We start from the raw sequence: 15,386 nt of genomic DNA on the forward strand, positions 1-15,386 counted from the left end.
GCTCAGCCAATTAGTTGAGAGTAAAACTCAGGCCGGCGCCCACACCGAAATTCCCTTCGGTCATGACACCGGAAACATTCATCCGCATGTTGCCGGTTTCGCTGGTGTAACCGAGACCGAAAGCTCCGGCACCGGCTCCGCGCCAGGCGCCTGCACCAACCGCGAGACTAAGCTTGCCGGGCCTGTCGTCAAACCTCAGCGAGGCCGCCGCCAGTCCGATTGCCGCAGCCTGCCTTGCCTCCCCACGCACCTCGTTTATGCTTGAGCTGAGCCTGTTGAAGCCTTCATTCATATCGCCCGCAAGCGAGCCGACATACTGGTCGGTGTATTGCATGGAGGTCGTCAGCGTGTTTGACCCGACCTCATCGGCATAAGACTTGCCGGCCACCAGGGTATCAACATTGGATTGATCAACATAGGCACGGGCCTCCGTCGCACGTTGACGATCTTGCGCTTCCAGCTCCTGCTGGGCCTGTTTTAACTGCCGGACATTCACCCCGTCCTGTTCATCGACACCCATCGCCACATTCCTGATCAAGACAGGGGCATTAGGGTCACCGCCAAGCAATGTTACCGAGTTTGCCCGGGAGCCGTTCGGTGTAGCGTCGTAGGTTAGGCTGGCTGCCTGCGCCTCTGCCAGATCGTCGACGCGGGTGTTGACTGTACCGATATTGTCGCCGAGGGCGGCAAGTGCGCTGCCTGTATTGTTATACAACCTCTGGCCCTGGGTCGTGCCGTCCGCTCCGATCATGGCAATCTCATAGGCCGGCGTCGTTAATGTGCCATCGGAATTCGTGGTGACACCACCACCGAGCGCATTCGCGGCAGAGCGTCCAACTTCGGCGATGCGGGCAGCAACAGTTTCGTTGGGTCCGATCCCAACCAGCTGGGATTGGGCGGCGGTAGCGGCAGCCATGGCGCCATCAGCCGTCCCCTGCGCAGCATTTGTGGCATCGCTGACGGCATTCAGCTGCCCGACATTTACGGCATCGGTGTCGCGTGTACCGGCAGCGACATTGCCGACACGGTTGGTCTTGTCATCGCCATGGCTAGCGCTGAAAGCTCCCTCGCCTGCATCCCACCTAAGGCTTTCGTCAGCTAGATTATCAATGCGACTGTTGACGACTTCGACATTGCCACGGAGGCTTCCAAGTGCATCGCCAACATTGCTGAAGATTGTCGGGGACTGCACCGTACCGTCGGGGCTGATGGTCCCAACTCCGTATGCCGGTGCCGCAACACTTCCATCGGCATTCAGCACCGCGGCTCCACCAAGTGCTTGCACCAATGCCTCTTTAAGCCCGTCAACTTGTTGAGAGCTTTCCTCTGTCAGATCAAATGCATCACTCACCCGCTTATTGATCGCTTCCAGTTGCCCGAAATTGACGGCATCGGTGTCAGCGACACCCGCCGCCACGTTGGCAATCCTGTTCGTCTTTTCGTTGCCATGCGTGGCGCTGAAGGCGCCTTCGTCATCGCTCCACAGCAGGCTGTCGCGAGCCAGATCGTCGACACGGGTGTTAACCGTATCGATATTGCCGTCGAGTGCGGAGAGTGCGTCTCCGACATTATTATGCGCTGTCGGATCCTGCTTCGTACCGTCCGGCGTTATCGTGGCAATCCCGTAGGACGGGGCCGTCACCGTACCGTCGGAATTAACGGCCGCGCCGCCTCCAAGCGCATCGGCAGTCGACTGACCAAGGTCTGCGATACGGCCAACAACGGTTTCATCGGCGCCAACCCCCGCCAGCTGGGATGAGGCGTTCCCCGCAGCGGCCAGAGCGGCATTAGCCGTGTTTTGTGCAGTCGCCGCCGCATCCCGTGCGGTATCGGCCGTATTCTGTGCAGCCCCTGCCGCGGCCAGAGCGTTATCAGCCACGACCTGCGCCGCATTCGCAGAGGTCTGCGCGGCGCCAGCCGCGGTTTCTGCACCCTGTGCCGCCTGCTGGGCAGTGCCCGCAGCCCTCAACGCAGTGTCGGCAGTGCCTTGTGCGGCAGTCGCCGCAATCTGCGCCGCATCTGCAGCGTTTCGAACGGTGTCCAGCTGCCCCAGATTCACGGCATCGGTCTCAGCGACACCCGCCGTCACATTCGCGATGCGGCTTGTTTTCTCAAGGGCGTGGCTTGCGCTGAAAGCACCTTCCTCCTCGCTCCAAAGCAGACTGTCATCGGCAAGATCATCCACGCGTGTGTTGACCGTGGCGATATTGCCGTCGAGTGCAGAAATTGCATCCCCGACATTGTGATGCACCGTCGGGTCCTGCGCCGTACCGTCCGCCCCTATCGTGGCAATCTCGTAGGCCGGCGCTGTCACCGTGCCATCCGAGTTCACCGACGAGCCGCCGCCCAGAGCATCGGCGGTCGATTGTCCAACGCCGGCAATACGGCCAGCAACGGTTTCGTTGGCACCAATCCCTGCGAGCTGGGAACCGGCGGTGTCGGCCGCAGCCAAAGCAGCATCGGCGGTGCCTTGCGCAGCGTCGGCAGCGGGCTTCGCACCGTCAGCCGTCGTCTGGGCAGTGCCCGCCGCAGCCAGGGGATTATCGGCTGTACCCTGCGCCGCATCAGCAGCGGGCTTACCGGCATCGGCAGCGGCCCGGGCACCGTCGGCCGTCGTCTGGGCGGTGCTCGCTGCAGCCAAGGCATTATCGGCTCTACCTTGCGCGGCATCGGCAGCGGTCCGGGCGCCATCGGCGGCGGTCTTTGCACCGTCGGCCGTGGTCTGGGCGGTGCCGGCCGCAGCCAGAGCATTATCGGCCGTACCTTGCGCGGCATCGGCAGCAGTTTTAGCGCCATCGGCAGCGGTCCTCGCACCGTCAGCCGTCGTCTGGGCGGTGCCCGCCGCAGCCAGGGCATTATCGGCTGTACCTTGCGCGGCATCAGCAGCGGTCTTAGCGCCATCGGCGGCAGCCCGGGCACCATCGGCAGCGGTCTTCGCACCGTCGGCTGTAGTCTGGGCGGTGCCCGCCGCAGCCAAGGCATTATCGGCTGTACCTTGCGCGGCATCAGCAGCGGTCTTAGCGCCATCGGCGGCAACCCGGGCACCATCGGCGGCGGTCTTCGCACCGTCGGCCGTCGTCTGGGCGTTACCCGCCGCAGCCAGGGCATTATCGGCTGTACCTTGCGCGGTATCAGCAGCGGTCTTAGCGCCATCGGCAGCGGTCTTTGCACCGTCGGCCGTGGTCTGGGCGTTGCCCGCCGCAGCCAGAGCATTATCGGCTGTACCTTGCGCGGTATCAGCAGCGGTCTTGGCGCCATCGGCAGCGGTCTTTGCACCGTCGGCTGTGGTCTGGGCGGTGCCCGCCGCAGCCAAGGCATTATCGGCTGTACCTTGCGCGGCATCAGCAGCGGTCTTGGCGCCATCGGCGGCAGCCCGGGCACCATCGGCGGCGGTCTTCGCGCCGTCGGCCGTCGTCTGGGCGTTGCCCGCCGCAGTCAGGGCATTATCGGCCGTACCTTGCGCGGCATCGGCAGCGGTCTTGGCACCATCGGCCGTGGTCTGGGCAGCATTGGCAGATGCTTGGGCGTTATCAGCGGCAGTCTTGGCGGCGTCTGCAGCAGTCTGCGCGGTGCTGGCGGCCAATGCCACAGTTTGCAACTGCCCGACATTGACGGCATCATTTACAAGCACGCCATCGGCGATGTTGGAGATCTTGCTGGTTGCCGATGTTCCGTGGCGGGCATCGAACGCACCGGACGTCTGGTTCCAAAGCAGTGAATCCTCACCAAGGCGGTCAGCCTTGGTGGCAAGATCGGTAACCCGGTCGTTGGTCTCGGACAATTGACCACCCGTTACCGCATCCGACGATTCCGGGGTAAGAGCTCCGGGTGCGAGATTTGTTATCTTTCCATTTTCACGCACCATCATCGGGTTGCCATCACCGTCCAGCAATTGCCTTCCATCACCATCAAGCTGGGGAACGATGCGCTCAGCATCGAAGGCTTTTTTGTCAGGGTGCCACAACAGCGCACTTTCAATGATTGCTCCAATGGCGCGGTCATTCTTGATCATTTCATTGTCGAGCGCGGCGATTGCACCCAGAAGGCTGTCGGGTTGTTCGGCTGGGACCGTGTTTCCGTTGCCGTCAACTCTTGCTCCAAGGCTATTCAATGTAATTTGCGGCATGACGAGACCGCCTGCCTCATTGATCACCGCGCCGCCTCCGATCGCAGCGCGCACGGATTCGTCCACACGTGTCTGTCCGGGGTTCGTTCCGGCAGCTGGAAGGGCGGCCATCCTTGTTTCGAGATCGTTGACCCGACTGTGTGTTTTCCCGATCTCTGAGAAAGCGGCAAAGAGCTGCGAACCATTTATGGCGTCCGTACTCTCGGAAGTGATCCGCCCCGATGCAACATTCGTGATCTGTCTTTGCTGTGCCAAACTACCAACTGAGAGTTCGGCGTGTGGTGCACCGCCTGCGAAGTTATAGACTGTTCCAGCCAAGGTTGCCGTTGGATATGCAACAATGTTCCCGGTTCTCGCATTGGAACCCAGCGCAACACTGAAGTCATTTTCAGCAGTGGCTCCGAATCCCAACGCCATTGCGTCGCGTATGTTCTGCTCAACGAGGGCGTTTCTTCCCAATGCTATCGCGTTTTCCGCTCTTGCCCGTGCGCCGTAGCCCACAGCGACGGCGCCTTCTGCGACAGTCAACTGGTTTGCGATCCCTGCTATTGCATTCCGTCCGACTGCAGTTGTATTGGGTCCATAGGCCTGTGCAAATCGACCTGCGGCCAGAGCGGAATATCCCTCCGCCTGCGTCGATGGACCTACAGCTGTGGATCGCTGGCCTCTTGCTTTCGCTGCCGTACCGACCCCGAGGGCATAGGTCCCGATCGCCTCTGAATTATTGCCGATCGCGACCGCAAAACCTTGCGCGGCACCATCCGCAACACTTCCGTCTGCCGAGGCCTGTCCGCCGATTGCGATATCGCCGGCGTGTACGGTCCTGGTTGTTGCGCTTCCGATCTTGAATCCGGCCCCTGTATCTCTTCCCATTTGAAGAGTTGCCATCGGAATATGAACGTAGCCGTTGAGCATCGCGAGCCCGTTGACGTAAATTTCGCCTCCTAAGCTCAGCGAAGTGGCTCCGACTCCGTTCACACCTGCTGGACGGTAGAACAGAACAGAATTTGTCTGGGTTGCCTTGTTGTTCGAGTTACATTCGGCAGCATTGTTGCGCAAGTTGATATAGGCCGTTGCGTCCTGGATAAAAGTCGGCGAACCCACTGCGAAGCTGTCCTGCGGATCGTTGATGCTCACGCACCGCCCGTCTGTGTTTGCATTAATGTATATGCCATTCGCCATTACAAGCGAGGCGGACGCGAGACCGAGTCCAGCGGCAATTCCCAAAAGTCCTAGGCCGCGCCGCGATTTGATGCCGAGAACCCGATAAGCCATACGCAGCATGGCGAACAATCGGCGTCGTGCGAAACGGGAATCTGCATTTTTGCCAAACCAATTCTCTGCAAAACGAGAAACCTTTTCTTTTGCAGTTTTGGCACTTTGCGCTTTATGCTTCATAATTCTGGACTTCTTCCCAGTTGCAAGCCGGACATAGGCCCGTCAAAATTTTCAGTACAGACGGGATTACGATTTTGAAACGAAGACCCAGCTGCATGCGAAGCGCCTGCTAACCTCAAACAAGACCGTGCGGGAGGTGTGATACCGTTGCGAGACATGTTGCAAACGGAGAAAAAAGAATAGAAGCCATTGTTTTTTAATGGCAATTCTACGCGCAGCGATACACTCGTCGACGTACGTTTTGGGACTATTGAGGTAATGAATATCTATAATTCTGCTTCGAACGCAGTGATCCCGGAGATTCGCAAAGTCAGGTTTCTCTCCTCAAGCACAAAAAGTGCGCCCAACATTCATTGAACCCTGCTTAGCTGTGCGATTTCACCCACGTCCGAATACTCACGGCAATATCTCGCCTCACGCTCTGGGCCGCCATAACCTCAGGTAATGCCGGATTAGAACTGCAGGAGCGCGACGCCCAATCGCGCTTGGTACCGTGCTGTAGCGGTATCAAACTGATCTTTTCCGTTAAAGAATGCCAGATTTGCGCATCGGACGTTTGCGATACAACTGAGCATTACCCGTCCTATATCCACCAATTTGTAGGTCGAACGTGATAAGCATGAATTTCCCTTTTATCAAAAAGCCATCCGCGAAAGATGACTTTCTATCTGCGGTGGCTCAGGATCGGATGACTTATGTTGTTCAGCCAATTTCCTGCGCACTGGACAACACGCTGGAACTATACGGTGAATGTCTCGTCCGTATGGTGAACCGCGAAGGACGCCTTGTGGCCCCCGATGCCTTCATTCCGCAATTGGAGGCTGCCGGCAACATCAGCCTGTTAGACGAGCACATGATCACACTTGCGCTTTCCCATCTCAATCAGACCGAACGGGGCGCACTTGGGTGTAATATTTCTGTCGATACCATCCAGGACAACAACGCCTGGAACAGCGTTTACAAAATCATCGCAGAAAATTCTCATGTCGCAGACAGATTGATCATCGAAATAACGGAAACTCGTCCGATCGCGCATATTGACGCGTTCATTGAAAATCTTGCCCAGGCTCGCAGCTTGGGATGCCGCATTGCCGTGGATGATTTTGGCGATGGCTACATGTCACCAGCTATGCTTTTGAGACTTGAAGTCGATATTGTGAAGATCGATAAGTCGCTGCTACGAAATATCCGATCGAGCGGGCAAAACCATTCTTCGCTCCATCATATTATCGGGTTTGCGAAAGCCGTCGCGCCGCTGGTCGTCGTGGAGGGGGTTGAGGACGCTCGAGATCTTATACGCTCGGCTGCAGCTGGTGCGACACATGTGCAGGGCTATTTTATTTGCAAACCAAGGCCGAAAGGTTTTTTACCTGAGCATTCGCCGATAGACCCAATTCGTCAGAGCATGTTGTTTTAACGCTTCGGAGGAAGGCCCCAAACACACGGCTCCCGCCAGAAATTCCTGCACAGACGTCACGATCGCTTTTGGCGGCAGTCAATTTAGCTGGGCCTGAGGATCAACGACCTGCAACCCGGCTTTTCTTAATCCGACCGCAATGCTGTCGATAATGGGCTTTGTAACGTTGTTATGATTAAAGTCGTAATAGAGATTCTCTTCATAATCGGGGCGTAACACATGCAACCGGCTTACTGCCTGGTTCATTTCTTCTGATCGACCGAGCTGCGCCATCGTAATTGCGCGTAATAACGGCACGAGGTAGTAATCCTCCGCGTTAACGCGGCTTAACATTTCAAGCGCGCCCAGCATGTCTCCCCGGTAATATCGCTCATAGCCGAGCGACAGGTAGCCCAGGCCCTGCAGTTCACCTGATTCCTCAATCCCTTCTCGTGTGAGCGGAATTCCCTCATCGTCCCGACCAATGTTCGAGAAGGCATTACCGATCCTGATTTTAAGATGAGGGTCATGAAAACGGCTTAGAATTCGTCTGGCTACAAATTCGAACCCCTGGAAATCCTTCTTGTCGTAAGCAGCATACATCGATGCTTGCATTCCGAGAAACGATTGAGGGGCGAGCTCTACGCTTTTCTGGGCTGCGTCACTTAACAACTGACTGAACTCGCTTGTATCCTTTCCAAAAGACGCAGCATTTCGACCGAGCCTGTGATACAATTGCGCAAGCACGCCCCAGGCCTCCGCATCAGCTGGATCCTTCTCCACGACCTTCTCAAGGCATTGCCGCATATTTTGCTGAAATGCTGAGTGATAAATAAACGCAATTCTTTGCGGTTTCGTCAGGCACTCTCTACGATCAGCGTGATCGCCGTATATAATCGAAAGCACAGTCGGTATTGCCCCTTCGAGCCCGACCAGGCGTCCGATCACGACGTCCGCGACAGCATTGGGGTCGCGCAGTGCCTCGTTTTTGACCGGTTCCTCGGTTGCCCAGACGACGACACCGCTGCGGGCATCGTTTAATTTCCAGAGGACGGAGAGAGCTCCGCCCCCTTCCCGCACCAGGCTGTCAAATGTAAAAACGTCGTCATCCGGGCGAGACTTAACAATTGAACTGACGAAGTCTGCTGCTTCCCCGGCGGCATCGACTATTTTTATTCCGCCGTGGTTTACAAGCTTTCCGACGACAAGCTCGGAAAAATCCTGTGCCAAATAGTGCGCGGCCTGACTTCCGGCAGTTGCCGTTGTATCCCGCACTATTACCACCACAGAGGCCGTGTGATCAGGCACACTCGTAAATGGCGGCCATGGTATGAAATCAAGCAGGACTGCTGTTATCACCAATGCGACCGCAGCGACGACAGACAGAGAAATTCCCGCATAAGCAAATGAAGCGCTTGGCCAGCGCTTTCTTTTATTCAACGTTTCTGTTCTGGCGGGGCCTGTTTCCGTGTCATCCAGCCGCGTTTCCTGTCGTTCCTCTCTTCGTTGGAATTCAGGGACATAACGGCCCTTGGGCAATTGGATTATGATGCCATTCTCGTTGTTGGCTGTTTGATTATAGCGATCGAGAAGTGATCGCAAACGCGTTGCTGTCGTTCTGACGATAGGGTCTTCCGCAGAGTCAAAACCGGAATTGCGACCGAAGACTTCGATAGCGATCGAATAGGACTTAATGCGGTCAGCACGGCCTTCCAGGGTTTCGATCACGATATATCGCAGGAATTGCTGCATCCGTTCGGAATTGCGAAACATCTCGGACGCAAACATCTGCGATAGCGCGGCCATCACCTCCTCGCGATCGATCGGGTTGATTTTGAGATTACCTGTCAAGCGGAACTCCAGCAAATACTACTGCGCACTCCGAGCCAAAAAATTGGCAGCCATACATGAAAACCTACCGTGGCAATATCTACACTAAATTAAAGCATTATCTAAATTACAAATTTCAAAAATGTTGTTTGGGAGGCGGGCGGGTGATCTTGGCCCGAAGGTACGTGCAGATGGAGAGCGTGTCATTGATTCATTACCTTCAACTTTTGCAAACTGTTGCTCATCTTCTCGATATAGGCTTCCGAGAAATTTGCGTTCCGAAGATCAAAGTCCAGGTGATCTTCGTATCCGGGCCGCAACCGGTGCAGTTCCGCCAACGCGATGCGAGCGTCGGCCGCATGCCCCAGTTCTGCGAGAAGAACCGTTTTGAGTAGAGGAAGCTGATAATGATCCTCGCTCGTCACGTAGGACAATTTCTGAAGCCCGCCTTGATAATCACCTGCAAAATATGATGCATATGCGAGCCATAAGAATGGTCCCGTTTCCTTAAATTCGGTCTCGTTAAGCCCTTGTCGCAGTAAATTGACACCCTCCTCCAGCCGACCGATGGCGACGAGTGCTGCACCGAACCGGATTTTCAGATGGGGATCATGGAAGTCGTCGATCAATTCGCACGCAACATCGGCGAATACCCCAAAATTCTTCGCATCAATGGATGCGTACATTTCAGCCAATCGCGATGAAAAACTATTTGGCGCGAGTAACATCGACTGCGTGGCGGCTTGTTGCAGCAGGTTTTGATAAGGTTTCGGATCATCGCCGAAGGATGCGGCCCGCCTGGCCAACCTGAAATATACCTGCACGAGCAATCCCCAGGCGTCGGCGTTCGTAGGTTGGTCTCTGACGAGTTTTTCCAGACAGGCGCGCGTCGAAGGTCCAAAGTCAGAGTGATAGACAAGTGAGATTCGTTCGGCACGTGTAACGCATTGCACCGGGTTACCAACTGCGGCACTGATCTTCGACAGTGCTCCGTTCAGTCCCAGAACTTGAACAGCCAAACGTTTGGCAATGAGACTCGTGTCCAACCGCTCCAACGGCCCTAGATCGTCACGATCAGCCCATAAGATTTCATGAGTATCAACGTCGACTATTTTCCAGAGTAGAAAAACGCTTTCATCTACCTCGAGTAACGAACTCCCGAGCGAGAAGCTCGGACTGTGCGTATGCGTTAACTGGTTTGGCTGGACCCTTGAAGATGACGCATCAATGATATTTGCACCACCATAATTGGCCATTTGCCCTGAAATGAGAGCGGGGAACTCTGTGGAGAACGCGTTAAGCCGTTTGTCATTCTCGCGATACTCCATTTCCTGAACGAACAGTGTCGGGGCAGCTGAAGGCTGCTCGGGAGAAATCAGGCCATATGTCATCACCAATATAACGAGCAGTACCAAGGCGCAGCAGAGGGGCCAGCCTATTTGCGGCGTCTTCCGAAATTCAACTCCAGCCGGATCGCTCCGCTCATAGGCGGGATTCCTGTTGAAATCAGGAATATAAGCTCCCCGGGGAAGAGTTATCACGATCGCATTTGCGGGTTTGGGGGAGCTGTTGTAGCGCTCAAGTAGCAGTCGCAGCCGCGTTCCCGCCGTCCGCACAACAGAATCATTGATAATTGCTGCCGAAGGCGATCTGTCAAACACGTCCGTGGCAATGACATAGGACTTGATACCATTTGCGCGGCCTTCGATCGTTTCCACCACGATGTAACGGAGAAAACGCTGCATCCGCGGGGAATTTCGGAAAGTGTCCGAAGTGCAAATGTTGGAGAGCGTGTGAAGTATCGCCTCTTTTTCACGTTCCGCCGAAAGCACTCTGCTGGTGTCTGGTTTGCTTGTCTGCGGTTCCGCCAAGGCGACGATCATTTCTGCTGTCCTGGTACATCTCATTAAAAAAGCCCGCAGCCGTCGCTGCGGGCAGATTTAGACAGCTTATGGCGGAGCCGTCTGGCACGTTGACGCATTCTTCAGGCGCCAACTTCGAGACGTTAGATAAGGAGTTGCAGCGAATATAAAGGCGTGAAACCGCATGGAACGGTGTTACGCGGAGCATTGATCGACCGCGACCGGCAAATATCCATCGCTTACTCGCCCTCGCCCGTTGACAGGAAAATGAAATTCGCGGAACGCGTCCATGTATCGGTGTGGATCGACTACGATGTCCATGCCTTTGTAGGTACGACAGTTGTTGAGCATCGGCCTGTAACCCCCAAGGCCCCTGATGGGCCGATGCCGCGGAGCCTTTTTTGCCGGATCAATGACGAAGCCATACCGGGCAGGAAATTTCGCGTAGCGCCTTTGCCGCGGTCTTTACCGCCTGAAAATCAGCTGGCCTTATCCAGTCTAAAGGAAAGCGGCACGAACCAGCAGGTAGCTGGTCGGTAGAGAAGCGGTCAATTTGGTGAATTGTGGTTCGCAGGCCACCCATAGGCCAATGGAAGAATTCGCTTTTGTCGCTGCGTTTTTTTCCTAGCTCCCTGGACATAGGGACCCACCAGCGAAAACGGAAGATAGCTACGGTTCGAAAGGCGTTGGAAGGATAGCCAACCTTCCAATCGTGTTTTTATCTCGACACAATATTAGGGGTTGCGCAAATTCCAGCTGCCGCCTAGTACAATCTTTGCGTGAAACGAGGAGTGTGCAGATTGTTTAGCCTCGGTCGTCAATACCAGCATCTTAATCATGCCGGGGGCTGCGCGTGTCATAGTTCAAACGCACAGCAGCTTTTCGCACGGATCGGCAAAGAAATGTCGCGCCGCTCGGTTCTAAAAGGCATCGCGGCAACGCTCGCCGTCCCTGCGCTTGGAATCGCGAGCCCCGCATTCGCACAAAAAGCGGAAAAGCCGATTCTGCTTCGGAACGTCAGTATTTTCGATGGGATAAACTCCAGGCTGATCACAGGCCGAAGCGTTCTCGTGGACGGCAAGTTCATTAAAGCCCTGGTCGCATCGGCCGACGACGTTGCCGATGCAGACGTTATTGAGTGCGGTGGGCGGACCCTCATGCCAGGCATGATCGATGCGCATTGGCATTCGCTCCTTGCGGGCATTTCGCAAATAACAGCGATGACTGCTGATATTCCCTACGTTCATCTGGTTGCCGCACAGGAAGCCGAACGGACGGTATTGCGCGGCTTTACAACCGTCAGAGATGTCGGTGGGCCCTCATTTTCGCTCAAACGGGCCATAGATGAGGGGCGCGTCGCAGGGCCGAGAATATACCCTTCCGGTGCGATGATTTCGCAGACATCAGGGCATGGCGACTTTCGTATGCGTAATGATCTGCCGCGTACATCACAAAGCACCCTTAGCATTGCGGAGCAGGCCGGGATTTCGGCGATCGCCGATGGAGAAGCGGAAGTTCTCCGCCGCGTGCGCGAGCAACTCATGCTTGGTGCGAGCCAGATCAAGATCATGGGCGGGGGTGGGGTTGCCTCGAGTTACGATCCGGTCGATGCTCTTCAATATTCAGAGGCAGAAATGAAAGCTGCGGTATCTGCTGCGGCAGATTGGGGGACATACGTATGTATCCACGCTTACACGTCGGCGGCGATACAAAGAGCGATTTCCTGCGGCGTCAAATCGATTGAGCACGGTCAGCTTGCCGACGATAAAACGGTCAGGCTCATGGCTGACGCAGGCGTTTGGTGGAGCATCCAACCTTTTCTCGCTGATGAAGACGCGAATACCTATCCTTTGCCCGAGCAGCGAGCGCAGCAGCAAAGTATTGCCGAGGGCACGGCCCGCGCTGTGGAACTCGGACGCAAGTACGGAGTAAAAATGGCGCTCGGCACAGACATCCTGTTCAATCCCAAGGGAACTGCGACACAAGGTCGACAACTCGCCAAATTCGCTCGATGGTATGACAATGTCGATGTGCTACGCCTGCTGACAAGTGGGAACGCGGAACTCGCAGGCCTCTCGGGACCACGCAACCCCTATCCGGCAAAGCTCGGGCGCATTGAAGCCGGTGCTTATGCGGACCTTCTGCTGATAGATGGCAATCCGCTTGAGGACATCTCGCTGATCGCTGATCCCGATCGCACGATGAAACTCATCATCAAGGATGGCCGGATCCATAAAAACACGATTTCAGCCTGAGTGAGGAAAAAATTGAAGCGGTTTTCTCTTTTCATTGCGCTGTCTCTTTGCGGGATGCCGGTTGCATATGCGGCTGACACAACTCGTGACCTGCTGTCCGAACCCGTTCCAGAACGGACCTCTCATCCAGGCTGGGCGTTTCAGGTAACGCCTTACCTGTGGGCGGCAGACCTTGATGGCAGCCTGTCACCTTTTAGGCGCGGTCCAACGATAGACGTGGACAAATCCTTTTCCGATGTGATGGACGACCTCAACTTCGGCGGGTTTGTAAACCTGTGGGGGCGTTACGACCGTTTTATCTTCTCAGGCGACATCATGTATGTCGACACCACTGATAGTCATGCCACAGGGGCGCTCTCCGCCTTCCAGATTCCAGGATTGGGTGTCACGATACCGCCTGGGGCTACAATTGACGGGAAGGTTGACACAAGACAGTTCATGGCGACGCTGCAGGGCGGATACCGGGTTATCGACACATCGCAGTTCACACTGGATGCTCTTGCTGGAGCACGTTTCTGGCATATTTCGAATGACGTCACGGTCACCGCAAGTCATTTCGCCATCGGAAGCCAAACGGCCACGCACGATGAGAGCTTTGGATGGGTCGACCCGGTGGTGGGCCTGCGAGCGTTCCTTCCGCTGACTGAGAAGCTCTCCGTTCAGGCCCAAGCCGATGTCGGCGGCTTTGGAGCAGGATCCGACATCACCTGGTCAGTGCTTGCTACTGCCAACTATCTGGTTACGGATAACCTCTCGGTATCTGCCGGCTACAAGGCATTGAAAGTCGATTATGATCGCGACGGTCATGTCTACGACACGATGTTGAATGGACCTGTCCTTGGGATGACCTGGCGGTTCTGATTGGCTTTCACTGAAAGTAGCCCTCAGACAGTTGTGGCTACACAGTCGTGTCTCGAACGGATACGAACTCGCGACCTGCGCCTAGCCGGCGAGATAGCGACGCATGCAATAGAGCAGCGTTGCCCGTGCTTCATTCTCACGAATGTCGATCACACGTCCGAAGAAGATGCGGTGCGTCGCCTCGTCGACAGTATTGGATACCTCGCATTCGAAGCTGACCGAGGAGTTGGCAAGGATCGGCGAGCCCGTAAGCCCATCCCTCCAATCGCCGAGCGCAAATCGATCTTCTGTCGGCGTCTTTCCACCAAAGCGTTCGGATAGGTGCTCCTGACCTGGCATCAACGTGTTAACGCAGAAATGGCGCGTGTTCTCGAAGGCATGAAAACACGAGCTCGCACGATTGACGCAGACGAGAAGTGTTGGCGGCGTATCGCTGACACTGCAAACCGCCGAGGCCGTGAAGCCATAACGCTTGCCGCCTGATCTGGTGGTGACGACGTTGACCGCAGAGCCGAGGCGCGACATGCCATTTCGAAACGCGGCTTTGTCCACAATTTCGAAGCGGTGGTTCACCATGTTCATGTCGGCCTCCTGCTGCTGAGCCAACGCTTAGACCAATAGTTCTTTGCGGACAATTTCCGCACCGGCGGCGAGGGCATTCAACTTGCCTCTGGCTACGCGACGAGACAGGGGTGCCATCCCGCAGTTGGTGCAAGGGTAGAGCTTGTCAGCATCTACGAACTGAAGTGCTTTTCGCAGAGTATCGGCGACTTCCTCCGGGGTCTCAACGGTATTGGTTGCCACGTCAATGGCGCCCACCATCACCTTTTTACCTCGAAGGAGCTCAATGAGATCTATCGGCACATGAGAGTTGTGGCATTCCAGCGAGATCAGATCGATGCTGGATTTTTGCAGTTTGGGGAAGGATTCCTCGTATTGACGCCACTCCGACCCCAGGGTCTTTTTCCAATCTGTATTGGCCTTGATGCCGTAGCCATAGCAAATATGGACGGCAGTTTCGCATTTGAGCCCTTCGATTGCCTTTTCCAGGGTAGCGACCCCCCAATCATTCACGTCATCAAAGAAGACGTTAAAGGCGGGCTCGTCGAACTGAATGATATCGACACCGGCAGCCTCCAGTTCCCTCGCTTCCTCGTTGAGGATTTTGGCGAATTCCCAGGCCAGCTTTTCACGGCTTTTATAGTGGCTGTCAAAGAGTGTATCGATCATCGTCATCGGACCGGGCAGAGCCCATTTGATCGGCTGGCTGGTCTGCTGACGCAGGAACTTGGCGTCTTCGACAAAAACTGCCTTTTTGCGAGAGACAGCACCAACGACTGTCGGGACACTGGCATCATAGCGATCCCGAATTCTGACCGTCTCGCGCTTCTCGAAGTCAACGCCTTCGAGGTTCTCGATGAACGTCGTGACGAAATGCTGGCGTGTTTGCTCGCCATCGCTAACAATATCGATACCTGCCTGCCGTTGATCATCGAGAGACAAACGCAGAGCGTCCTGCTTGCCGCTGATCAATTCCTCGTCCTGCAGTTTCCAAGGCGACCACAATTTCTCAGGTTCTGCAAGCCACGAAGGCTTGGGCAAGCTGCCGGCGGTTGACGTGGGCAACAGTGTTTTCATGATAGGCAACCTTGTGTGTT

Annotated in this window: 8 protein-coding genes; 3 read left to right on the top strand and 5 right to left on the bottom strand. The window is 55.8% G+C overall.

From position 1 onward, the window contains the following. Positions 1-10: 10 nt before the first annotated feature. Positions 11-5,524, bottom strand: a complete 5,514-nt coding sequence (locus tag PL640_RS08995) for a YadA-like family protein (RefSeq protein WP_271361555.1) — start codon at positions 5,522-5,524, stop codon at positions 11-13. Positions 5,525-6,143: 619 nt separating this feature from the next. Between PL640_RS08995 and PL640_RS09000 the strand changes: the two genes are divergently transcribed. Further along, on the top strand, positions 6,144-6,941 hold the full coding sequence (locus tag PL640_RS09000) for an EAL domain-containing protein (protein ID WP_271361556.1): 798 nt from the start codon (positions 6,144-6,146) through the stop codon (positions 6,939-6,941). A gap of 78 nt (positions 6,942-7,019) precedes the next feature. On the opposite strand, the gene PL640_RS09005 is transcribed toward PL640_RS09000, so the two are convergent. Beyond that, the gene (locus PL640_RS09005; protein ID WP_271361557.1) at positions 7,020-8,771 is read right to left on the bottom strand and encodes a tetratricopeptide repeat protein; all 1,752 of its coding nucleotides are present in this window, start codon (positions 8,769-8,771) and stop codon (positions 7,020-7,022) included. 182 nt (positions 8,772-8,953) lie between these two features. Further along, the gene (locus PL640_RS09010; RefSeq protein ID WP_271361558.1) at positions 8,954-10,633 is read right to left on the bottom strand and encodes a hypothetical protein; all 1,680 of its coding nucleotides are present in this window, start codon (positions 10,631-10,633) and stop codon (positions 8,954-8,956) included. A gap of 779 nt (positions 10,634-11,412) precedes the next feature. On the opposite strand from PL640_RS09010, the gene PL640_RS09015 reads away from it, so the two are divergent. Both PL640_RS09015 and PL640_RS09020 read left to right on the top strand, forming a co-directional pair. Then, positions 11,413-12,867: a metal-dependent hydrolase family protein gene (locus tag PL640_RS09015; RefSeq protein ID WP_271361559.1), complete on the top strand. Its 1,455-nt coding sequence runs from the start codon at positions 11,413-11,415 to the stop codon at positions 12,865-12,867. A gap of 12 nt (positions 12,868-12,879) precedes the next feature. Next, the gene (locus PL640_RS09020) at positions 12,880-13,728 is read left to right on the top strand and encodes a hypothetical protein (RefSeq protein WP_271361560.1); all 849 of its coding nucleotides are present in this window, start codon (positions 12,880-12,882) and stop codon (positions 13,726-13,728) included. A gap of 81 nt (positions 13,729-13,809) precedes the next feature. Here the strand turns inward: PL640_RS09020 and PL640_RS09025 are convergent, their stop codons facing one another. Then, positions 13,810-14,310 carry a flavin reductase gene (locus PL640_RS09025; RefSeq protein ID WP_271361561.1) on the bottom strand — a complete coding sequence of 167 codons (501 nt, stop codon included), beginning with the start codon at positions 14,308-14,310 and terminating at the stop codon, positions 13,810-13,812. Between the two features lie 27 nt (positions 14,311-14,337). Next, positions 14,338-15,366 carry a methionine synthase gene (locus tag PL640_RS09030; protein WP_142843591.1) on the bottom strand — a complete coding sequence of 343 codons (1,029 nt, stop codon included), beginning with the start codon at positions 15,364-15,366 and terminating at the stop codon, positions 14,338-14,340. Positions 15,367-15,386: the final 20 nt, after the last annotated feature.

It is taken from the genome of Agrobacterium sp. ST15.16.024, from assembly GCF_027956545.1.
GTDB classification, from domain to species: domain Bacteria; phylum Pseudomonadota; class Alphaproteobacteria; order Rhizobiales; family Rhizobiaceae; genus Agrobacterium; species Agrobacterium cucumeris.